Origin of the sequence: Cellulomonas sp. zg-ZUI22, assembly GCF_017353535.1 — a bacterium.
Taxonomy (GTDB): domain Bacteria; phylum Actinomycetota; class Actinomycetes; order Actinomycetales; family Cellulomonadaceae; genus Cellulomonas; species Cellulomonas wangleii.
The window spans coordinates 102,853-123,179 of record NZ_JAFMUZ010000004.1 but is presented as its reverse complement, the minus strand read 5'-3'; the positions used below and the strand labels follow the sequence as shown (position 1 = coordinate 123,179).

At 73.7% G+C, this 20,327-nt stretch carries 18 protein-coding genes and 1 other RNA gene; 14 read left to right on the top strand and 5 right to left on the bottom strand.

Annotated features, from left to right (window positions below; genetic code table 11):
* Window positions 1-22: 22 nt before the first annotated feature.
* The 6 genes from prfB to J1G43_RS13330 all read left to right on the top strand — a co-directional run bounded on the left by prfB (window position 23) and on the right by J1G43_RS13330 (window position 6,910).
* Window positions 23-1,138: a peptide chain release factor 2 gene (gene prfB / locus J1G43_RS13355; protein ID WP_207340709.1), complete on the top strand. Its 1,116-nt coding sequence runs from the start codon at window positions 23-25 to the stop codon at window positions 1,136-1,138.
* A 202-nt stretch (window positions 1,139-1,340) separates the two neighbouring features.
* Window positions 1,341-2,030: a cell division ATP-binding protein FtsE gene (gene ftsE / locus J1G43_RS13350; RefSeq protein WP_089801348.1), complete on the top strand. Its 690-nt coding sequence runs from the start codon at window positions 1,341-1,343 to the stop codon at window positions 2,028-2,030.
* Window positions 2,031-2,041: 11 nt separating this feature from the next.
* Complete coding sequence (gene ftsX, locus J1G43_RS13345; RefSeq protein ID WP_207378623.1) at window positions 2,042-2,956, top strand: permease-like cell division protein FtsX; 915 nt, start codon at window positions 2,042-2,044, stop codon at window positions 2,954-2,956.
* A 2-nt stretch (window positions 2,957-2,958) separates the two neighbouring features.
* The gene (locus tag J1G43_RS13340) at window positions 2,959-4,380 is read left to right on the top strand and encodes a M23 family metallopeptidase (RefSeq protein WP_242635735.1); all 1,422 of its coding nucleotides are present in this window, start codon (window positions 2,959-2,961) and stop codon (window positions 4,378-4,380) included.
* Window positions 4,381-4,520: 140 nt separating this feature from the next.
* A complete protein-coding gene (gene smpB, locus J1G43_RS13335) occupies window positions 4,521-4,997 on the top strand; it encodes an SsrA-binding protein SmpB (RefSeq protein ID WP_089801352.1) in 477 nt (158 codons plus the stop codon).
* Between the two features lie 59 nt (window positions 4,998-5,056).
* Complete coding sequence (locus J1G43_RS13330; protein WP_307859594.1) at window positions 5,057-6,910, top strand: DUF2207 domain-containing protein; 1,854 nt, start codon at window positions 5,057-5,059, stop codon at window positions 6,908-6,910.
* A 27-nt stretch (window positions 6,911-6,937) separates the two neighbouring features.
* Here the strand turns inward: J1G43_RS13330 and J1G43_RS13325 are convergent, their stop codons facing one another.
* Window positions 6,938-8,293: an NAD(P)/FAD-dependent oxidoreductase gene (locus J1G43_RS13325; RefSeq protein WP_207340706.1), complete on the bottom strand. Its 1,356-nt coding sequence runs from the start codon at window positions 8,291-8,293 to the stop codon at window positions 6,938-6,940.
* Between the two features lie 194 nt (window positions 8,294-8,487).
* Here J1G43_RS13325 and J1G43_RS13320 point away from each other — a divergent pair, with 194 nt between their 5' ends.
* The 3 genes from J1G43_RS13320 (at window position 8,488) to J1G43_RS13310 (ending at window position 11,288) form a co-directional block, all read left to right on the top strand.
* A complete protein-coding gene (locus tag J1G43_RS13320; protein WP_264758261.1) occupies window positions 8,488-10,095 on the top strand; it encodes a RecQ family ATP-dependent DNA helicase in 1,608 nt (535 codons plus the stop codon).
* 102 nt (window positions 10,096-10,197) lie between these two features.
* A complete protein-coding gene (locus J1G43_RS13315; protein ID WP_207340704.1) occupies window positions 10,198-10,434 on the top strand; it encodes a DUF6480 family protein in 237 nt (78 codons plus the stop codon).
* A gap of 56 nt (window positions 10,435-10,490) precedes the next feature.
* Window positions 10,491-11,288 (top strand): YwiC-like family protein, encoded by a 798-nt coding sequence (locus tag J1G43_RS13310; RefSeq protein ID WP_207370843.1) that lies wholly within the window; start codon window positions 10,491-10,493, stop codon window positions 11,286-11,288.
* Between the two features lie 19 nt (window positions 11,289-11,307).
* Here the strand turns inward: J1G43_RS13310 and J1G43_RS13305 are convergent, their stop codons facing one another.
* Complete coding sequence (locus J1G43_RS13305) at window positions 11,308-12,369, bottom strand: ATP-dependent DNA ligase (RefSeq protein WP_207340702.1); 1,062 nt, start codon at window positions 12,367-12,369, stop codon at window positions 11,308-11,310.
* 157 nt (window positions 12,370-12,526) lie between these two features.
* Here J1G43_RS13305 and J1G43_RS13300 point away from each other — a divergent pair, with 157 nt between their 5' ends.
* The 4 genes from J1G43_RS13300 to J1G43_RS13285 all read left to right on the top strand — a co-directional run bounded on the left by J1G43_RS13300 (window position 12,527) and on the right by J1G43_RS13285 (window position 15,440).
* On the top strand, window positions 12,527-12,667 hold the full coding sequence (locus J1G43_RS13300) for a hypothetical protein (RefSeq protein WP_207340701.1): 141 nt from the start codon (window positions 12,527-12,529) through the stop codon (window positions 12,665-12,667).
* A gap of 143 nt (window positions 12,668-12,810) precedes the next feature.
* Window positions 12,811-13,392 carry a hypothetical protein gene (locus J1G43_RS13295; protein ID WP_207370842.1) on the top strand — a complete coding sequence of 194 codons (582 nt, stop codon included), beginning with the start codon at window positions 12,811-12,813 and terminating at the stop codon, window positions 13,390-13,392.
* 173 nt (window positions 13,393-13,565) lie between these two features.
* Window positions 13,566-13,933: a transfer-messenger RNA gene (gene ssrA / locus J1G43_RS13290) on the top strand.
* A gap of 256 nt (window positions 13,934-14,189) precedes the next feature.
* Window positions 14,190-15,440 (top strand): TIGR03862 family flavoprotein, encoded by a 1,251-nt coding sequence (locus J1G43_RS13285; protein ID WP_207370841.1) that lies wholly within the window; start codon window positions 14,190-14,192, stop codon window positions 15,438-15,440.
* Window positions 15,441-15,512: 72 nt separating this feature from the next.
* Here J1G43_RS13285 and J1G43_RS13280 read toward each other — a convergent pair whose 3' ends face one another.
* On the bottom strand, window positions 15,513-16,493 hold the full coding sequence (locus tag J1G43_RS13280) for a DUF2891 family protein (RefSeq protein WP_207370840.1): 981 nt from the start codon (window positions 16,491-16,493) through the stop codon (window positions 15,513-15,515).
* Window positions 16,494-16,740: 247 nt separating this feature from the next.
* Here J1G43_RS13280 and J1G43_RS13275 point away from each other — a divergent pair, with 247 nt between their 5' ends.
* Window positions 16,741-18,855: a family 43 glycosylhydrolase gene (locus tag J1G43_RS13275; protein ID WP_207370839.1), complete on the top strand. Its 2,115-nt coding sequence runs from the start codon at window positions 16,741-16,743 to the stop codon at window positions 18,853-18,855.
* A gap of 101 nt (window positions 18,856-18,956) precedes the next feature.
* On the opposite strand, the gene J1G43_RS13270 is transcribed toward J1G43_RS13275, so the two are convergent.
* Both J1G43_RS13270 and J1G43_RS13265 read right to left on the bottom strand, forming a co-directional pair.
* Window positions 18,957-19,400 carry a hypothetical protein gene (locus J1G43_RS13270; protein WP_207378622.1) on the bottom strand — a complete coding sequence of 148 codons (444 nt, stop codon included), beginning with the start codon at window positions 19,398-19,400 and terminating at the stop codon, window positions 18,957-18,959.
* Window positions 19,401-19,474: 74 nt separating this feature from the next.
* Window positions 19,475-20,275, bottom strand: coding sequence for an SDR family NAD(P)-dependent oxidoreductase (locus J1G43_RS13265; protein ID WP_207378621.1), 801 nt, complete (start codon window positions 20,273-20,275; stop codon window positions 19,475-19,477).
* Window positions 20,276-20,327: the final 52 nt, after the last annotated feature.

The window sequence follows — 20,327 nt, the reverse complement described above, 5'->3', positions numbered from 1 at the left end:
GGAGCGGGTAGCCTGGACGGCCGTGGCCACCACCGACTTCCCTGCCGAGATCCGCGAGCTGCGCTCCACGCTGGAGTCGATCCAGTCGGTGAGCGACCCCACCGCGCTGCGGGAGAAGATCGCCGTGCTCTCCGAGCAGGCGTCCGCCCCCGACCTGTGGGACGACCCCGACGCGGCGCAGAAGGTCACCAGCGCGCTGTCCTCGACGCAGTCCGAGCTCGACCGCGTCACCAGGCTCGGGGGGCGCATCGACGACCTGGAGACGCTCGTCGAGATGGCCGCGGAGGAGGACGACGCCGACACGCTCGCCGAGGCCGAGGCCGAGCTCGTCAAGATCCGCAAGGACCTCGGTGAGCTCGAGGTCCGCACGCTGCTGGCCGGCAAGTACGACATCCGCGACGCGGTCGTCACGATCCGCGCGGGTGCCGGCGGCGTCGACGCGGCGGACTTCGCCGAGATGCTCATGCGCATGTACCTGCGCTGGGCCGAGCGGCACGGGTACGCCACGTCCGTGCTCGACACGTCCTACGCCGAGGAGGCGGGGCTGAAGTCGGCGACGTTCGAGGTCAAGGCGCCCTACGCGTTCGGGCACCTGTCCGTCGAGGCCGGCACGCACCGTCTGGTCCGGATCTCCCCGTTCGACAACCAGGGTCGCCGGCAGACGTCCTTCGCCGCCGTCGAGGTGATCCCGCTCATCGAGCAGACCGACTCCATCGAGATCCCCGAGTCGGAGATCAAGGTCGACGTGTTCCGGTCCTCCGGGCCCGGCGGGCAGTCCGTCAACACCACCGACTCGGCCGTGCGCATGACCCACATCCCCACCGGGATCGTCGTGTCCATGCAGAACGAGAAGTCGCAGATCCAGAACCGTGCCGCCGCCCTGCGCGTCCTGCAGTCGCGCCTGCTCCTGCAGCGTCAGGAGGAGGAGCGGGCCGCGAAGAAGGAGATGGCGGGCGACATCAAGGCGTCGTGGGGCGACCAGATGCGCTCCTACGTGCTGCAGCCGTACCAGATGGTCAAGGACCTGCGCACGGAGCACGAGGTCGGCAACCCCGCCGCGGTGTTCGACGGTGACATCGACGACTTCATCGAGGCCGGCATCCGCTGGCGCCGCGGGCAGCAGATCGCCGACGCCTGACCGGACGCCACCCGGCGTCGTGGACCGGCGTCCGGGACGGACCGGGACGAGTCGGACGGTCGTCCGTCCTGCGCGCCGATTCACAGGCGGGCGGCGGCGTGTCCTGCCCCCGTCCGGGTGAGGGCCTTCCTACCCTCGATGAGGCCCGCGGCCCGCGGGCGGCCCCGGCGACGCCCGGGGGCAGGACGAGGCGAGGTCGGTCGTGATCCGGTTCGAGAACGTGACGAAGGTCTACGCGCGCGGTGCACGACCCGCGCTGGACCGGGTGTCCCTCGACGTCGAGCGCGGTGAGTTCGTCTTCCTCGTGGGTGCGTCGGGCTCCGGCAAGTCGACGTTCCTGCGTCTGGTGCTCCGTGAGGAGCGGGCGTCCGCAGGCCGGGTGTTCGTCGCGGGCAAGGAGCTCGGCACGCTCTCGAGCTGGAAGGTGCCGCACCTGCGCCGCCAGATCGGCGCGGTCTTCCAGGACTTCCGCCTGCTGCCCACGAAGACGGTCTTCGAGAACGTCGCGTTCGCGCTGCAGGTCATCGGCAAGCCGCGGCACCACATCCTCACGACGGTGCCGGACGTGCTGGACATGGTCGGCCTGGCCGGCAAGGAGAAGCGCCGCCCGCACGAGCTGTCGGGCGGTGAGCAGCAGCGTGTGGCGATCGCCCGCGCCTTCGTCAACCGGCCGGCGATCCTGCTGGCCGACGAGCCCACCGGCAACCTCGACCCGACGACGTCCCTGGGGATCATGCGCCTGCTCGACCGCATCAACCGCACCGGCACCACCGTGGTGATGGCGACCCACGACGACGAGATCGTCGACCAGATGCGCAAGCGCGTCATCGAGCTGAGCACGGGCGAGATGGTGCGCGACCAGTCGCGCGGCGTCTACGGCTCGGACCGCTGAGGGGATCGGACATGCGCGCCCAGTTCATCCTCTCCGAGATCGGCATCGGCCTGCGCCGCAACCTGTCGATGACGATCTCGGTCGTCCTCGTCACGTTCGTGTGCCTCACCTTCCTGGGCGCCGCGGCGCTGCTGCAGACGCAGATCGGGAAGATGAAGGACGACTGGTACGACAAGGTCGAGGTCTCGGTCTTCCTGTGCCCCACGGGCTCCACCGCGCCGACGTGCGCGGCCGGCGAGGTCACCGAGGAGCAGCGGGCCGAGGTGCTCGCCGCCCTCGACGCCCCCGAGGTCGCGGACTTCGTCCAGGAGATCTACCAGGAGTCCAAGCAGCAGGCGTACGAGGCGTTCCAGGAGCAGTTCCAGGACCAGTTCTGGGCGTCGGCCGTGACGGCTGACGACATGAACTCCTCGCTGCGCATCAAGCTGAGCGACCCCGAGCAGTACCAGGTGGTCGCCGACGTCGTGTCCGGCAGGCCGGGCGTCGAGTCCGTGCAGGACCAGCGCCGCCTGTTCGACAACCTCTTCCTGGTGCTGGACCGCGCCACGTGGGCCGCAGCCGGCCTGGCGGCGATCATGCTGCTCGCGGCGGTGCTGCTCATCACGACGACGATCCGCCTGTCGGCCCTCAGCCGACGTCGGGAGACGGGCATCATGCGACTCGTCGGCGCGTCGACCCTGTTCATCCAGCTCCCGTTCATGCTCGAGGGCGCGATCGCGGCCACCCTCGGTGCCGCCATGGCGATCGGCGGGCTGTGGCTGGGGGTCGAGTACCTCGTCACGGACTGGCTGGGCCAGTCGGTGCCGTGGATCCCGTACGTCGGGACGTCGGACGTCCTGGCGATCGCCCCGCTGCTGATCGTCGTCGCGTTCGTCCTCGCGGCGATCTCGTCCCTGGTCACCCTGAGCCGATACACGAAGGTATGACCATGCACCGACCCGACCGCACCCCCTCCACCGGCGCCCGGCGGCGTCCGCTGCAGGCGGTCGTCGCCCTGCTGGCGGCACTCGCGGTCGCGGCGCCGGCGTTCGTCGCCGCGGGCGGGCCGGCCGTGGCCGACGACCTGTCCAACAAGCGTGCCGCGGCCGAGCAGCGTGCCGAGGCGGCGGACCAGCGTGCCGCGGACCTCGCCGAGGCGATCGAGGAGCTCAGCGGCGAGCTGGCCGCCGCCCTGACCCGGCTCGCCGAGGTCGAGGCGCAGCTGCCCGCCGCCCAGGCCGCGCTCGACGCGGCCGTCGCCGCCGCCCAGGCCGCGCAGCGCGAGGCCGAGATCCTCGCCGCACGCCTGCAGGCCGCGCAGGACGAGGAGGCGGCGATCGTCGAGCAGATCGCTGTCGACGACGCCCGCGAGCAGGAGATCCGGGTCGCCATCGGCCAGATGGCGCGCGAGGCGTACAAGGGCGGGCGCGACGTCTCCGGGATGAGCGTCGTGCTCGACGCCGACAGCTCCCAGGACTTCGTCGAGAAGTACGGGATGGTCTCGACCGCCCTGCGTACGCAGACGCAGGTGCTCGACGAGCTCACCGAGCTGGCCGCCAGGAACAAGAACGCCCAGGCGCGGCAGGCGGCGGTCCGCGCGAAGGTGGACGAGCTCAAGGCAGCCGCCGACGTCAAGCTCGAGGAGGCCCGGCAGGCCCAGGCGCAGGCGGAGACGGCCAAGGCCGAGGTCGAGCGGCTGGTCGCCGAGCAGCAGCAGCGCAAGGCCGACATCGAGTCGCGCAGGTCCGAGGCGGAGGCGCAGGTCGCGGCCAACGACGCCGAGCGGGCGAAGGTCGCGAGCGAGCTCGCCGCGATCGTCGAGGCCCAGCGCGTGCAGCGCGAGCAGGAGGAGGCCGCGCGCCGTGCCGCCGCCCAGAACGGAAACGGCAACGGCAACGGCGGTGGCGGTGGTGGCGGGGGCGGTGGTGGCGGCAGCTCCCAGCCCGGAGGTGCCCGACCGGGTGCCCTGTTCGCCAACCCCACGGCGCACAACCCGATGGTGGTGACCTCGGAGTACGGCAACCGCCTGCACCCCGTGCTGGGCTACTGGCGGCTGCACGCGGGCATCGACCTGCGCGACCGGTGCGGCGAGCCCGTGTACGCCGCCCGGTCCGGCACCGTGCAGTGGGCCCGGTACCGCGGCGGGTACGGCAACCAGGTCATGGTCGACCACGGGTGGGTGAACGGCTCGTCGCTCATGTCGAGCTACAACCACCTGTCGTCGTTCAGCGTCGGTGCCGGTGCACGCGTCAGCGCGGGACAGGTCATCGGCTACGCGGGCAACACCGGCACGTCGGCCGCGTGCCACCTGCACTTCGAGGTGTACCTCAACGGGGGCGCCGTGAACCCCCGGCCCTACCTGGGTCTGTGACGGCAGCGTCGCAATGACCTGGGAACCGGCCGGGGACCGCCGGTAGGCTCGACCCCGCGGCAACCGCCGCGCCGCGCCCGAGGGGCGCCCCACCCGGTGGCCCCGTGCCGCCGACGAGCAGCAGGACGGAGGGCCGTGCCGTGGCGAAGGCGAAGGCCGACGGCCGCCAGATGGTCGCCGCCAACCGCAAGGCCCGGCACGACTACCTCATCCAGGACGTGCTCGAGGCCGGGCTCGTGCTGACGGGCACCGAGGTCAAGGCGTTGCGCGCCGGTCGGGCCTCTCTGGTCGACGGCTGGGGCGAGGTCGAGGGCGGCGAGGCCTGGCTGCACGGGGTGCACATCCCGGAGTACTCCCAGGGCACGTGGACCAACCACGCACCGCGGCGCAAGCGCAAGATGCTGCTGCACCGCGAGGAGATCGAGCGCCTGGAGGCGCGCACGCGCGAGAAGGGGCACACGATCGTGCCCCTCGCGCTGTACTTCCTCGACGGCCGGGCGAAGGTCGAGATCGCCCTGGCCGTCGGCAAGAAGGACTGGGACAAGCGACAGGCGCTGCGCGAGCGGCAGGACAACCTCGAGGCGCAGCGAGCGATCAGGGAGCGACGCGACCGGTGACGAACGCACGACCAGCCGGACCCGACCCTGTGCTCTCCCGTGCGGTACGACGGCTCGTCGTGCTGGCGCTCGTCGTGGTCGTCGCGCTCGGCGTCCTGCTGCTGGCGCCGCCCGTCGCGCTCGCCGCCGGCACGCCCGGCGACATGACCAGCGGCCGTGAGATCACGCGCTACGACGTCACGGCCGAGGCTGCCGTCGACGGGACGGTGGCCGTCGCGATCGACCTGGACTTCGACTACGGCGACGACCCGGGTCACGGCCCGTACCTGACCTTCCCCACGCGCGTGTCGTACGACGACGAGCAGGACCGCGTCTTCGAGTTCAGCGACGTGCGGGCCTCGAGCCCCACGGGCGCCCCGGCCGACGTGAACCGCGAGGACGAGACGTCCGCGATGATCCTGCGGATCGGGGACGAGGACGTCGACGACGTCTCCGGGGTCCAGACGTACCGGGTGGAGTTCACGGTCGAGGGCTGGATCAACCCCGCGAACGCGCAGCACTCGGGCGACGAGCTGTACTGGAACGTCATCGGCCCGGGCTGGGAGATCCCCCTGTCGGACCTGTCGGTCACCGTCACGGGGCCGGCCACCGTCGAGGGCGTCGCGTGCTTCGTCGGCCCCGAGGGGTCGACGACGCCGTGCGGTTCCGCCACGTCCGCGGGTGACTCCGCGACGTTCACGCAGGACGTCGTCCCGGTCGGTGACCAGCTCACCACGGTCACGGGGTGGCCGGGCGGCACGTTCCCCGGCGTGCAGCCGATCCTGCGCGACAAGCCGGACCCGCTGCTGCCGCTGCGTCCTGCGAGCGTGGGCGGTGCGATCGCCGCCGTGATCGTGCTGCTCGGCGGCGGGCTGGCGGTGAGCAAGGTCCGCCGGACCGGCCGGGACCGCGCGTACCTGGGCCTGACCCCGGGCCTGCGACCGGCCGCGGGCATGGAGGTGCCGACCGGGCACCGCGACCGCCGCACGCCCGTGAGCGTGGAGTTCCAGCCGCCCGAGGGGACGCGGCCGGGGGAGATCGGCACGCTCGTCGACGAGAAGGCCGACCCCGTGGACGTGACCGCCACGATCATCGACCTGGCCGTGCGCGGATGGTTGCGCATCGAGGAGGTGCCGCGCTCGAAGCCCGGGAAGAAGCCGAAGGACTGGACGCTCGTGCGACTGCGGTCCGGCACCGAGGGCCTGCTGCCGTTCGAGGCCACGCTGCTCGGCGACCTCTTCCGCACGGGTGACGAGGTCCGGCTCTCGGAGCTGCGGACGACCTTCGCGGCGTCGCTGGCCAAGGTGCAGGACATGCTGTACCAGCACGTGACCAGCGTGGGGTGGTTCCGCGCCAACCCGAAGAGCGTGCGCACCGCGTGGATCGTCGTGGGCGTCCTGCTCGCCGTGGTCGGCGGGCTCGGCCTCATGATCGGCATGGCGGTCGGTGTCGTGCCCGGTCTCGCGCTCGTCGGCGTCGCGCTGCTGCTGGTCGGCATCCTGGTCCTCGTGCTCAGCGGCTCGGCGCCCGCCCGCACGGCGGACGGCACCGCGGTGCTCGCCCAGGCGCTCGGCTTCCGCCGCTACCTGGCGACCGCCGAGGCGAACCAGATCCGGTTCGAGGAGGGGCAGGACATCTTCAGCCGGTACCTGCCCTACGCGATCGTCTTCGGCCTCGCGGACCGCTGGTCGCGCGTGTTCGCCGAGCTCGCGGCGCAGGGCGTGGTGGTCGCCGCCCCCACGTGGTACGTCGGCACGTACGCGTACGGCACAGGGTTCTGGGGCACCGGGTTCGTCGGTGCGATCGACAGGTTCGAGTCGATCACCACGGCGGCGATCAGCGCACCCACGCCCGGGACGTCGGGTGGCTCCGGGCTCGGCGGCGGTGGGTTCTCCGGCGGGGGCGTCGGCGGCGGGGGTGGCGGCGGCTGGTGAGCCGCCGGCCGCGTCCGGGCCGTGCGCTCAGGCTGCGGAGCCCTCGCCGGGTGACGCCGGCGCGGCCTCACCCGTCTGCCGCAGCGCGTTGCGGGCCACCACCTGCTGCCAGGTCGACGCGCGCTCGGCACGGCCGCGGCCGACGAACGAGACGGCCCAGTGCAGGAGCGTCGTCAGGCGGTTCTTGAACCCCACCAGGTACACCAGGTGGACGCCCAGCCACAGCGCCCACGCCGTGACGCCGGCCGTGCGCACGGGCCCCACCTGCGCAACGGCGAAGAACCGGGACACGGTCGACATGCTGCCCTTGTCCCGGTAGACGAACGGCTGCCCGGTCGGCTCGCCCTGCACCCGCCGGCGGATCTGGTCGGCCGCGTGCCGGCCGCTCTGGATGGCGACCTGCGCGACACCCGGCAGCCTGCCGTTGAGCATGAGGTCCCCGACGACGAACACCTCGGGGTGGCCCGGCAGCGAGCAGTCCGGCTCGACCGGGACACGCCCGGCGCGGTCCGTCTCGACCCCCGCACGGTCGGCGAGCACCCGCCCGATCGGTGCCCCGGCCACGCCGGCCGCCCAGACCTTGCAGGCGGACGGCACGGTCCGCCGGTGCCCGTCGCCGTTCTCGACCGTGACGGTCAGCTCGTCGACGTCCACGACCTTCCAGCCCGTCCAGACCTCGACACCGACGCGCACGAGCTCGGTCGCCGCGGCGGTGGACAGGCGCTCCGGGTACCCGGGCAGCACCTGGGGGAGGGGGTCGACGAGCAGCACGCGGGCACGCGTCGGGTCGATGCGGCGGAACTGGCCGCGCAGTACCCGGTGCGCCAGCTCGGCGACCTGCCCGGCCATCTCGACACCCGTCGGCCCGGCCCCGACGACGACGAACGTCAGCAGCCGGTCGACGGTGTCGTCGTCGCCCGAGAGCTCCGCCAGCTCGAAGGCGCCGAGGATCCGGGCACGGACCTCGAGCGCGTCGTCCAGGCTCTTCAGACCCGGGGCGTGCTCGGCGAACTGGTCGGCGCCGAAGTACGACTGACCGGCGCCCGCGGCCACCACGAGCGAGTCGAACCGGGTGCGGCGCAGGCCGAGGACGGACCGGTGGACGACCTCGCGGGCCTCCAGGTCCACGTCCTCGACGACCCCGAGCAGGACGCGCGCGTTGCGTTGACGCCGCAGCACGTCGCGGGTCGCGGGAGCGATCTCGCCCGAGGAGAGGATGCCGGTCGCGACCTGGTACAGCAGCGGCTGGAACAGGTGGTGGTTCACGCCGCTGACCACGGTGACGCGCACACCCGGCACGTCGGCCAGCGCGCGGGTCGCGAACAGCCCGCCGAATCCGGAGCCCACGACGACCACGTCGTGGGGGCGTCGCGTCGTCCTCATGCGAGACCTCCTGAGCCCGGGCCGGGCCGCGGGCTTCGCGGCGCGCCACCGGTCCCGACGGTACGGGCCCGGCACGGCACCCGCGCGGTGGGCGCGACACCTGTGGCTGCACGGCGACGGGACCGCGCTCACCGCGCGCGCGGGCGCCGCCGCGGGTAGACATCACCCCGGATCCGACGAGAGGGACGGTGGGCGTGACCGAGGACCGGGAGCTGGACGAGGCCGTGGGCCGGGTGCTGGGCGAGGGAACCGCGCTGCGGCAGGCGCAGCGCGACGCCCTCGCGGGGCTCGACACCCATGACACGGTGCTGGTGGCCCGCACGGGTGCGGGCAAGACCGCGGTGTACGCGATCGCGACCCTCGTCGCGGCGCGGCTCACCGTGGTGGTGTCGCCGTTGATCGCGCTGCAGCGCGACCAGGAGCGGGCCCTGCGGGAGTCCGGGCTGCGGGTGTCGTCCGTGAGCTCGGTGCGGACCGCCGCCCAGCAGCGCGACGCCCTGGCCGCGGCCGCGTCCGGCGACCTCGACGTGCTGCTCCTGGGGCCCGAGCAGCTCCAGCGCGAGGTGGTCCTCGAGGCGCTGACGGGCGCCGACGTGGGTCTCGTCGTCGTGGACGAGGCGCACTGCGTCGCCGAGTGGGGCCACGACTTCCGGCCCGACTACCTGCTGGTCGGTGCCGCGACGCGACGGCTCGGTGCACCGCGCATCCTGGCGCTGACGGCGACGGCGTCCACGCACGTGCGCGACGAGATCGTGCGGCTCCTGGGCATGCGGGAACCGCGCGTGCTGGTGCACGACGCCGACCGGCCCAACATCTGGCTGGGCGCGCGGCCGACCGCGACGGAGGACGAGCGGGACGCCGGCGTGGTCGCCGAGGTCGCCGCGGAGCCGGGTCCGGTGATCGTCTACGCCCGGACCCGGGCGCACTGCGAGCGGCTGGCCGAGCGGCTCGCGGACGTGCGGCCCGCGCTGGTCTACCACGCGGGTCTGCCGGCGGCGGAGCGGGCCGCCACGCAGGACGCCTTCCTGGCCGGCCGGCACGACGTCGTCGTCGCGACGTCCGCGTTCGGCATGGGGATCGACCGCGCCGACGTGCGCCTCGTCGTGCACGCGGGGCCGCCCGCCACGCTCGACCAGTACTACCAGGAGGTCGGGCGGGCCGGCCGGGACGGTGAGCCTGCCCGGGGCCTGGTGCTGCACCGTGCCGAGGACCACGCACTGGCCCGGTACCAGCGCGGTGGCGGCGGCCCGCGTCCCGGCACGCTGGCGAAGGTGCTGACCGCGCTGGCGGAGGGCCCCGTGGGCCAGCAGGTGCTCGCGGAGCGCGCGGGGCTCGCACGTCGCACCGTCGTCCGTGCCCTCGCGACGCTCGAGCAGGTCGGGGCGGTCCGGCACGACGACGGGCGCGTGTCGCTGGTCGCCGACGCCGACCCGCGCACCGTCCTGGAGCAGGTGCACGAGCAGGGTGAGCGGCGCGCCCGGCTGGAGGCGTCGCGGGTCGAGCTCGTCCGGTCCTACACCGACACGACCGACTGCCGGCGCCGCCTGCTGCTGGAGCTGCTGGGGGAGGAGCGCACCGAGCCGTGCGGCCGCTGCGACAGCTGTGACGCGGGCACGTCCCTGGCCGTCGCCGAGGGGGCCGTCCGCCCCGGGCAGGAGGTGCGGCACCGGGAGTTCGGGGCCGGCACGGTGAGCGTCGTGGAGCCCGAGCGGGTCACGGTCCTGTTCGAGGAGCGGGGCTACGTCACCCTGGACACGCAGATCGCCCTGGACGCCGAGCTGCTCGCGCTGGTCGACGGCTGAGACCCGCGCAGCGCGCGACGGAGGCGATCCGTGCGGCTCCTGCGGTTGCCGGGTCGCCGCACGTCCCGCACCGTGGGACGACGGCACGACAGGAGGAGCGGCATGAGTACACCGACGAGCCCCGACCCCGACCCGGCCACCACGCCCGGCCTGGAGCCGGGCGGCTCCGTGGCTCCCGGTGACACACCGCCGGGGGAGTCGTCGACGTCCGGTGCGTCCGACCACCAGCCCGCGACCGGGTCGCGGGGCGCCAACTGGGCGGCCTACGTGATCATCGGCGTCGTCGTGGCATTCGCCGTGCTGTTCTTCGTCGGGTACGCGATCGGCCTGGCGGACTGACGGAGCACGGACCTGGGGCCCAGGTGGCCGCGGGTGCCGCGCCCTAGCCTGCCGGGATGAGCGCCTCCACCCCGGCCTCGTCCCCGGCGCCGGTCCGCGACGTGCGCCCTGCGCGCCCCCGCCGCCGACGGCCCGGTCCGGGCTGGGTGCCGCGCCAGCACGGTGCGTGGGCGATGCTCGTCGTCCCGCCGGTCGTCGGCGGGGTCCTCGGCGGGTGGTCGTGGCGGCACGTGCTGCTGCTGGTCGCCTGGCTGGTCGGGTACCTCGCGTACCACGCCGCCGGGCTGTGGCTGAGGTCGGGGCGCAAGGTCCGCTACCGGGCGCCGGTCGCGGTGTACGGCGCCGCCGGTCTGATGCTGCTCGGGGTCCTGCTCGGCGTCGCGCCGCACCTGCTGCTGTGGGCGCCGGCGTTCGCCCCGCTGCTCGGCGTGAGCCTCTACGCCTCGCTGCGCCGCGCCGACCGCTCGTGGTGGAACGACACCGTCACCGTGCTCGCGGCCGCGCTGCTCACGCCGGTGGCCGCGGGCCTGGGTACCGGCGACCCGCGGTCCGGTGCCGTGTGGACCGCCACCGTGGTGCTGGCCGTGTACTTCCTCGGGACCGTGCCGTACGTGAAGTCGCTGATCCGTGAGCGGGACGACCCGCGGGTCCTGCGGGGTTCCGTGGTCTACCACGTGGTGGCCGCCGTGGCGGGGGCACTGGTGCACCCGCTGCTCGGGTTCGTGGGCGCGCTGCTGGCGCTGCGTGCCTGGCTGGTGCCGCACCGGTGGCCGCAGGTGCGGCCGGCGGTGATCGGTGCGGGGGAGGTCGTCGCGACCCTCGCCGTGACGGCGGCCGTGCTGCGCGTCGTGTGAGCGACGCCGTACCGGGATCTCAGGGGCCGAGGACGTCGGCCAGGTCGTACCGGACCGGCTCGTCGAGCTGGGCGTAGGTGCACGAGCGGGGCTCACGGTCCGGCCGCCACCGGCGGAACTGCGCGGTGTGGCGGAAGCGGTCGCCCTCCATGTGGTCGTACGCGACCTCCACGACCAGCTCGGGGCGCAGCGGGACGAACGACAGGTCCTTGCCCGCGCTCCAGCGGCTCACCGCACCGGGCATGCGTCGGTCGGCGTGCGCGGCCTGGTCCGCCCAGGCGCCCCACGGGTGGTCGGCCAGGTCGACGTCCCGGTAGGGCGCGAGGTCGTCGAGCAGGGTGCGCCGGCGGGCCATCGGGAACGACGCGCTGACACCGACGTGCTGCAGGTGGCCCTCGTCGTTCCACAGGCCCAGCAGCAGCGAGCCGACCACGTCGCCGGACTTGTGCCACCGGAAGCCGGCGACGACGCAGTCGGCCGTGCGCTCGTGCTTGATCTTGAACATCGCCCGCTTGTCCTGCTGGTACGGCGCGCCCAGCGGCTTGGCGACGACGCCGTCGAGGCCGGCCCCCTCGAACTGCCGGAACCACGCCTGCGCCTCGGCCATGTCGGAGGTGGCGCGCGTGACGTGGACCGGAGGACGGGCGCCGGCGAGCGCGTCGACCAGGAGCGCACGGCGCTCCGAGAACGGCCGGTGCGTGAGGTCCTCGTCGCCGAGGGCCAGCAGGTCGAACGCGACGAACGACGTCGGCGTCTGCTCCGCCAGGAGCTTCACCCGGCTGGCCGCCGGGTGGATGCGCTGCTGCAGGGCGTCGAAGTCGAGGCGGTCGCCGGAGACCAGGACGATCTCGCCGTCGACGACGCACCGCTCCGGCAGGTTCGCCTTCAGCGACTCGACCAGCTCGGGGAAGTACCGGGTCATCGGCTTCTCGTTGCGGCTGCCGAGCTCCACGTCGTCACCGTCGCGGAACACGATCGTGCGGAAGCCGTCCCACTTCGGCTCGACGTGCCCGGTGTCGGGGATCTCCTTGACCGACTTCGCGAGCATCGGCGCGACGGGTGGCATCACCGGCAGGTCCATGAGGCCATCGTGGGGGACGGCACCGACATACGCACCGGCGCGCACGATCCGGAGGAACCGCGGCGCCCGGCCCCGGCGCGCGCAGCCACCCATGCCGTCCTACCGTGGGACGCCACGATCACGGAGGTGGACAGCCATGGGATACCTGGGCAGAGCGATGAAGAGCGGACTCGCGCTGAAGGCGGCACAGATCGCCCGGCGCGAGATGGCGAAGCCGGAGAACCAGCGCAGGGCCAAGGAGCTCCTGGCGAAGGTCACGCGTCGAGGCGGCCCGGCCGGACGGCCCGGGGCGCGCTGACCACGTCCCCGTCGCCGGCGTCCCACCGGTGCGCCGTCCGGTCCACAGGTGGGTCCTAGGTCGATCTCAGCACGTTCCAGGATCAGGGAGGTGTCCTGTCATGCAGCAGGCGCCGTCGGGGCGCCGACGGAAGGAGCAGCAGCATGGAGGACACGACGAGGAACCGCCCGGCCGACGCCGCGGCGACCCCGGAGACCACGACGCCGGCGCAGCCCGCGGCCGCTCAGCCGGTCGCACCCGTGACGGACCCGGTGCCGGGCGGGACGCCCGTCGAGCCCGCGTCGGAGAAGGGCAAGGGCAAGGGCCGCAGCCTGAGCGTGCTGGCGACGTCGCTGATCGGTGGCGGCGCCCTGGTCCTCGGCCTGGTCATCGGCGGCGGCACCGTGGCGCTGGCCACGCACGACGACCGCGGCGACGACCGCGGGATGCACCAGGAGTGGCAGGGCGAGCGTTTCGGCGGGGGCGAGCGAGGCGGCTTCGACGGGCAGCGGCCCGGTGGGCGCGGCGAGCACGGTGACCGTGGTGACCGCGGCGCGGGTCCGTCGGCGCAGGACGGCGACGCGTCGGAGGGTCGGTCGCAGGTCCGTCCGGACGAGGACGCGGGCTCGACCGACGAGCGCCCGGGTCGTTCGCCGCGCGACCGCTCGGACGCCCCGCAGGACGAGTCGTCCGACGCTCCGTCGCAGGACGCGACGCCGGAGCAGGACCCGGCCGGCCAGGCGTGACGTGGGCCGCGCACGGCACCGGGCCGCACCGTGGGGTGCGCTGTCCGGTGCCGTCGGCCCGCGCCGGCGCAGGCGGGAATGACCATGACACCGGCGGACGTTGTGACGTACGCTGGTCCACGCCTGCCGCCCCACCAGGGCGGACGGCGATCTTGACAAGTGCATACACCCATGGGGGTGATCGGTTTCGACGGTGATCGTCGAGCCAGGTGAAGCGGGTCGAGGATGCACGGTTATCTCGTAAACGCTCCGTGCAACTCATAGGTGCCGATTCCAAGCGCACCGACTTCGCCCTCGCCGCCTGAGCGAGGCTTCGAAGTCCGTCGGCCTAGACATGCTCTCGATCTAGTTCCCGGCGTCATCTAGAGAGCCACTGCTGTCCGTCCTCGTCGGTGGGGCGGGCGGGACTCTCAGCCGACTGAGCCCGTCCACGTCTTGTCCGCGTGATCGTGGGGGCTGAGAAAATCTACTGCGGACTGCACCCGGAGAAGCCCTGGTCCCACGTCATCGGACGCGGGTTCGATTCCCGCCACCTCCACGTCGAGGTCTTCGTCGAACGCGAAGGCACTCTTCGCCGATCGCATCGAGGCCCGTCCCCGTCTGGGGGCGGGCCTCGACGCGTTCTCTGCTCAGTCCTGCGGCGGCTCGTCGTCGACTTCGGCGTCGTCGTGCGTGGCCCGCGCGCTCACGATGCCGAACGGCGCGTGAGCCACGTGCACGTCAGGTGACGGCGGTCGCCCGCCGGTCCGCTACGTTCGCCCGGTGCCGACACACGACCGCCGCGTCCGTCCCCGCCGATGACCACCGCCGCCGTCGTCGGTGGTGGACCGGCCGGCCTGATCGCCGCCGAGGTGCTGGCGCGCGCCGGCGTCGACGTCGTGGTGCACGACCGGATGCCGTCGGTGGGGCGCAAGTTCCTGCTCGCCGGGCACGGCGGCCTGAACATCACGCACACCGAGGGGCGTGACGCCTTCGTCGCCCGGTACGGCGCGGCCGCAGACCGGTTGCGGCCGATGCTCGACGTGTTCGGCCCGGGGGACCTGCGTGCGTGGTGCGCGGGCCTGGGGGAGGAGACCGTCGTCGGGTCGAGCGGTCGGGTCTTCCCTCGCTCGTTCCGGGCGACGCCCCTGATGCGGGCGTGGCTCGCGCGGCTGGCGGAGCTCGGGGTACGGATCGAGAAGCGGCGGCGGTGGGTCGGTTGGTCGCCCGACGGGGCGTCACGGTTCACCGGGGCGGACGGGACGACGTCCGAGGTGGGCGCGGACGTGACGGTCTTCGCACTCGGGGGTGCGTCCTGGCCGCGGCTGGGGGCCGACGGCGACTGGGTCGGGCCCTTCACGGAGCGCGGGATCGAGGTGACGCCGCTGCGGGCGGCCAACGTCGGGGTCCGCGTCGCATGGACCGAGGTGTTCGCGCAGCGGTTCGCCGGGACGCCGCTGAAGAACGTCGCGCTGACGGTCCGCGGACGTCCCGGAGCGCGGGTGCGCGGCGACGCGATGCTCACGAGCACCGGTCTCGAGGGGGGACCGGTCTACGCGCTCGGTGCCGCGATCCGGGAGGTCCTCGACGCGCAGGGCCGCTGCGTCGTGGAGGTCGACCTGCGTCCGGACCTCACCGTGGCGCAGCTCGACGAGCGGCTGCAGCGACGCCGGCCGAAGGACTCGGGGTCGAGCTGGTTGCGTCGCACGGTCGGCCTCGACCCCGCCGGCATCGGCCTGCTCCGCGAGGCCCGTGCCGGAGCGCTGCCGTCCTCCGGCATGGCGGAACGGCTCAAGGCGGTGCCCGTCGTGGTGACGGACACGATGCCGATGGGCAAGGCGATCTCGACCGCGGGCGGCATCGCGTGGTCGCAGGTCGACGGGTCGCTCATGCTGCGCGCGCTGCCGGGCACGTTCGTCGCCGGCGAGATGCTCGACTGGGAGGCGCCCACCGGCGGCTACCTGCTGCAGGCGTCGTTCAGCACGGGGGTCGTCGCGGCGCACGGCGCCCTGGCGCGGCTCGGGGGCGTGCCCGTGGGGCACGGCGCCGGGGGTGCCGCGCACGTCTGACCCCGGCCGTCCCGCGGACCCGGTGAGGCGTGTCCACGATCGAGCAGGTCCCACGGCCGCGCGTTCCCGCGCTCACCGGCTCGTCATCGCGTCCCACGCGAACGACGCGAGCCAGTGCGTCGCGACGAAGTCCTCGTTGTCCAGGGAGGCGAGCCCGGCGGCGAGCAGGCGGTCGCCGGCGTCGCGCAGCGACGGGTCGTCCAGGGCGCGGGCGAGGCGGAAGAGCGCGCCCGCGCGCGAGAGGTTGAGGCCGTCGAGGTGGACGGCGTGGCCGTCGGTGGGGTCGACGACGCGTGCGGGTGACGTGGCCTCGCCCGGCCGGGGCAGGAACGCCGTGAACCAGGGGCGCAGCTCGTCCGCGGGCAGCACACGGGCCATGAGGTCCGCCTCCGCCAGGCCGGGGGACAGGAAGTCGTGCCCGCTGCGCTCCCAGCGGGCGGGCCAGTCCCGGTCGGTGCCGTACAGCCGGCGCGCGTGCGTCCGCAGGGCCCGGGCCGCGGCGGTGCGGCCCAGGTCGTCGGCGGCCGTGAGCAGCAGCGCCAGGCCGAACGCGGTGTTGCTGTGCACGCCGTGGCGCACCGGGTGCTCGATGCGGGCGAGCCAGGGAACGGCGAGGTCCAGCACCGTGTCCGCCAGTGGCGCGGTCGCGTCGGCCCAGCGTGCGGCGTCCTCGTCGCCCGCGTCGGCCGCGGCGCGGCAGGACGCCGCGAGGCGCGCCGCCCACGCCCAGCCGTAGGGCCGCTCGAAGGCGGGGTGCGCCCGCAGGTACGCGACCTCGCCCCCGACGCGCTCGGCGGTGAGGTTCGCGTCGATCCGGGCCCGTAGGACCGTGTCCTCGTGACCGGTGCGCAGCACCTCGACCCCCAGCCAGTGCATGTGCACGCAGGAGTGCCAGTCGAAGGACGTGTGGAAGGCCGGGTACAGGTCGGCGGGCGGGCGCACGTCGTCCGGTCCGGTGGCCAGGTGCACCAGGTGGTACGGCCACGGCGTCGCGAGGTTCGTCGCGACGACGGACGCGTAGCGGGTGATCGGCAGCGGGCTGGTCTCGGTCACCGACCCAGCCTCCCGCACGACGCGGCGGCCTCGACCCCGCGTCGCCCGGCGCGCACCGTCCCCGCGCGCGGGACGCGGACGCCGCGCGGGTGAAACGCTTCGACGGTCCCGTCGGCCTTGTGGTCGCCCTGACCCGGCGGGAGCATGACGACACAGCCCCCGACGACACCGGTGTCGTCCATGGCGGGTTGTGAACGATCACACCGCGCTCCGGCGCGTCCGCCGCCCTCCTGCCCGAGGAGCCCCGATGCGTGTCACCCCTGCCCCGACGTCGCGGCGCCCGCGGGCCGCCGCAGCCTTCCTCGCGGCGCTCGCGACCGTCTGCGCGTCCCTCGCCGCCCTGCCCGCAGCCGCCGCCGTGGACGCCGGGAGCGCGTACGTCCTGGTCAACCGCAACAGCGGCAAGGCGCTCGACGTCTACAACTTCGCCACCACCGACGGCGCCCGCCTGACCCAGTGGACCCGTGGCACCGGCACGAACCAGCAGTGGCGGTTCATCGACGCCGGCGACGGCTACCACCGCGTGAGCTCCGTGCTGTCGGGCAAGGTCCTGGACGTCCAGGGCTGGTCCACCGCCGACGGCGCCCGCGTGGTGCAGTACGCCGACCACGGGGGAGCGAACCAGCAGTGGCGGGTGCAGGACACCGGGACCGGGTACGTGACGCTGGTCAACCGGAACTCCGGCAAGGCGCTGGAGGTGCAGAACGCGGCGACGGGGGACAACGCCGAGATCGTCCAGTACAACAGCTGGGGCGGCACCAACCAGCAGTGGCAGGCGGTGCCCGTCGGCGCCACGCCGACAGCGACCCCGAGCACCACCCCGGCCCCGACCCCGAGCCCGACGAGGACACCACCCCCCGTGACCGGCACCTTCACCAACCCGGTCGTCTGGCAGGACTTCGCCGACGGCGACATCATCCGCGTGGGCGACGCGTACTACTACTCCGCCTCGACCATGCACTACTCCCCGGGAGCCCCGGTCCTGCGCTCGTACGACCTCGTGAACTGGGAGTATGCCGGGCACTCCGTGCCACGGCTCGACTTCGACGACGCGAAGTACGACCTCACCGGCGGCAACCGGTACGTCAAGGGCATCTGGGCGTCGACCCTCGGTTACCGCAGGAGCAACAGCACCTACTACTGGTACGGCTGCACGGAGTTCAACCGCACGTACGTCTACACGGCCTCGGCCGTCGACGGCACGTGGACCAAGAAGGCCCGGATGAACCAGTGCTACTACGACGCCGGCCTGCTCGTCGACGACGACGACACCATGTACATCGCGTACGGCAACGGCACCATCAGCGTCGCGCAGCTCAACGCCGATGGGACCCAGCAGGTGCGGGCGCAGCAGGTGTACCAGACGCCGTCCGACATCGGGACGCTCGAGGGCGCCCGGTTCTACAAGAAGGACGGCTACTACTACATCTGGCTGACGCGGCCCGCGAACGGCCAGTACGTGCTGCGCTCCCGGTCGCCGTGGGGCCCGTACGAGCAGCGCCGGGTGCTGCTCGACCTGCCCGGCCCGATCAGCGGCGGCGGCGTCCCGCACCAGGGCGGCATCGTGCAGACGCAGGCCGGCGACTGGTGGTACATGGCGTTCACCGACGCGTACCCCGGCGGTCGCATGCCGACCCTCGCGCCGCTCACCTGGACCGACGGGTGGCCGAGCGTCCAGACCGTCAACGGGCGCTGGGGTGCGACGTACCCGCGACCCGCGATCAGCACGACGCGCACGGTCGCGCCGATGACCGGGCGGGACACGTTCACCGGCAGCACGCTGGGGCACCGGTGGGAGTGGAACCACAACCCCGACACCAGCCGGTTCTCGGTCGGCGACGGGCTGCGGCTGCAGACGGCCACGGTCACCAACGACCTGTACGCGGCGCGCAACACCCTGACCCACCGGATCCAGGGGCCGTCGTCCACCGCGACCATCGAGCTCGACCACTCGCAGATGCGGGCGGGGGACCGGGCCGGGCTGGCGATGCTGCGGCAGTCGTCGGCGTGGATCGGCGTGGTGCGCGACGCCGACGGCAGCTCCCGGGTCGTCATGACCGACGGGCTCGCGATGAGCTCGTCCTGGGCCACCACCAGCACGGGGACCGAGCGGGCGAGCGCGAGCGTGCCCGCGGGACGGATCTGGCTGCGGGCCTCGGCGGACATCCGGCCGGGGTCGGGCCGCCAGGCCACGTTCTCCTACAGCACCGACGGCAGCACCTTCCGGACGCTGGGCCCGGCGTTCACCCTGAACAACGACTGGCAGTTCTTCATGGGCTACCGGTTCGGCATCTTCAACCACGCCACGACGGCGCTCGGCGGGGCGGTGACGGTCCGCAGCTTCGACCTCACCACGCCCTGACGGCGCGACGGCCCGACGTCAGCACCGCCCCCGCGCGACGGGGGCGGTGCTCGTCCGGTCCCGCCCGTCCGCCGGGTCCGCCCGTCCGCCGGGCCCGCCCGTCAGCGCCGCCGCTGCCGCCACGCGCGCCAGGCGCCCGTGGACCACAGCGCCCACAGGACGAGCACGCCCTGGAACGGCAGGCGCGCCAGCCGCTTGGCGTCCGTGTCCAGGCCGAAGCCGTCGTTGCGCTCGACGTACTGCGCGACGTTGCCGGGGAAGACGGCGACGAAGAACGCCGCGGCGGCGGCACCCACCCACGGGCGGTAGCGCCGCGGCGCCACCACCAGGGCCGTGCCCAGGGCGATCTCGACGAGGCCGGAGCCCACGACGACCAGGTCGGTGTCCAGCGGCACCCAGGACGGCACCTGGGCCACGAACTCCTTCCGGGCGAACGTCAGGTGGCCCGTGCCGGCGAAGGCGAGGAACCCGCCCAGCGCGACCCGGCCGATCGTGCGCGCGAGCCCGTCGCCGGCGCGGGTGGTCGGGGTGCGGTGCGTCGTCACGGGGGTCCTCCTCGGCCGGTGGGACCTCCGAGGCTAGGACGCCGGGAGCCGGGGCGCGCGACCGGGGCCCGACCTCAGCAGGCGAGGAAGCCGCCGTCGACCGCGACGACGTTGCCGGTCACGTACCTCGCCTCGTCCGAGAACAGCCACGCGACCGCGTCCGCGACCTCACCGGTGGTGCCGGCGCGACCCATCGGCAGCAGCGGCTCCCAGGCGTCGGTGCCGTCGGGGTGCAGCCCTGCGCCGGGGAAGAGCCCGGTGTCGATGGGCCCCGGGGCGACGCCGTTGACGCGGATGCCCCGGCCGGCCAGCTCCACCGCCGCGCACCGGGTCAGGGCGAGGGCGGCGGCCTTGGACGCCGCGTAGGGGGCGACGCCGTGGAACACGGTCCGCACGGAGTGCACCGAGAGGTTGTTGACGATGGACCCGCCGCCCGTGCGCGTCATGTGGCGGATCTCCGCACGCATGCACAGCCACAGGGCGCGGGTGTTGACCGCGAAGGCCCGGTCGAAGTCCTCGGTCGTCGCGTCGGCGACGGTCCCGGGCCCGGTCACGCCGGCGTTGTTGAACGCGTGGTCGAGCCGGCCCCACACGGCGGTGGCCTCGTCGATGGCGCGCTCGAGGTCGTCGTCGTCACACAGGTCGGTCGTGACGAGCGCTGCCTCGCCGCCGGACGCCCGGATGCGGTCGACGACACCGGTGCCGCGCGTCACGTCACGGCCGAGGACGACCACCCGCAGCCCGCGCCAGCCCAGCTCGAGGGCCGTCGCGGCGCCGATGCCCGAGGTGGCGCCGGTGACGAGCGCGACCCGTCGGGCCCCGGTGTGCCCCGGAGGGTGGGGACGGGTGGGTGCGGGCGCGGCGGTGCGGTCCATCGGTGGTTCCCCCTGTGCCTGCGACGTGGTTGCGGGCCGGCGACGTCCGCAG

Coding starts and splice junctions, on each gene's coding strand:
- J1G43_RS13305 (WP_207340702.1), bottom strand. CDS start 12,369: ATGGACCTGCCGGTGATGCCACCCGTCGCGCCGATGCTCGCGAAGTCG.
- J1G43_RS13315 (WP_207340704.1), top strand. CDS start 10,198: ATGAGTACACCGACGAGCCCCGACCCCGACCCGGCCACCACGCCCGGC.
- J1G43_RS13285 (WP_207370841.1), top strand. CDS start 14,190: ATGACCACCGCCGCCGTCGTCGGTGGTGGACCGGCCGGCCTGATCGCC.
- J1G43_RS13295 (WP_207370842.1), top strand. CDS start 12,811: ATGGAGGACACGACGAGGAACCGCCCGGCCGACGCCGCGGCGACCCCG.
- J1G43_RS13300 (WP_207340701.1), top strand. CDS start 12,527: ATGAAGAGCGGACTCGCGCTGAAGGCGGCACAGATCGCCCGGCGCGAG.
- J1G43_RS13275 (WP_207370839.1), top strand. CDS start 16,741: ATGCGTGTCACCCCTGCCCCGACGTCGCGGCGCCCGCGGGCCGCCGCA.
- ftsX (WP_207378623.1), top strand. CDS start 2,042: ATGCGCGCCCAGTTCATCCTCTCCGAGATCGGCATCGGCCTGCGCCGC.
- J1G43_RS13265 (WP_207378621.1), bottom strand. CDS start 20,275: ATGGACCGCACCGCCGCGCCCGCACCCACCCGTCCCCACCCTCCGGGG.
- J1G43_RS13325 (WP_207340706.1), bottom strand. CDS start 8,293: ATGAGGACGACGCGACGCCCCCACGACGTGGTCGTCGTGGGCTCCGGA.
- J1G43_RS13310 (WP_207370843.1), top strand. CDS start 10,491: ATGAGCGCCTCCACCCCGGCCTCGTCCCCGGCGCCGGTCCGCGACGTG.
- J1G43_RS13340 (WP_242635735.1), top strand. CDS start 2,959: ATGCACCGACCCGACCGCACCCCCTCCACCGGCGCCCGGCGGCGTCCG.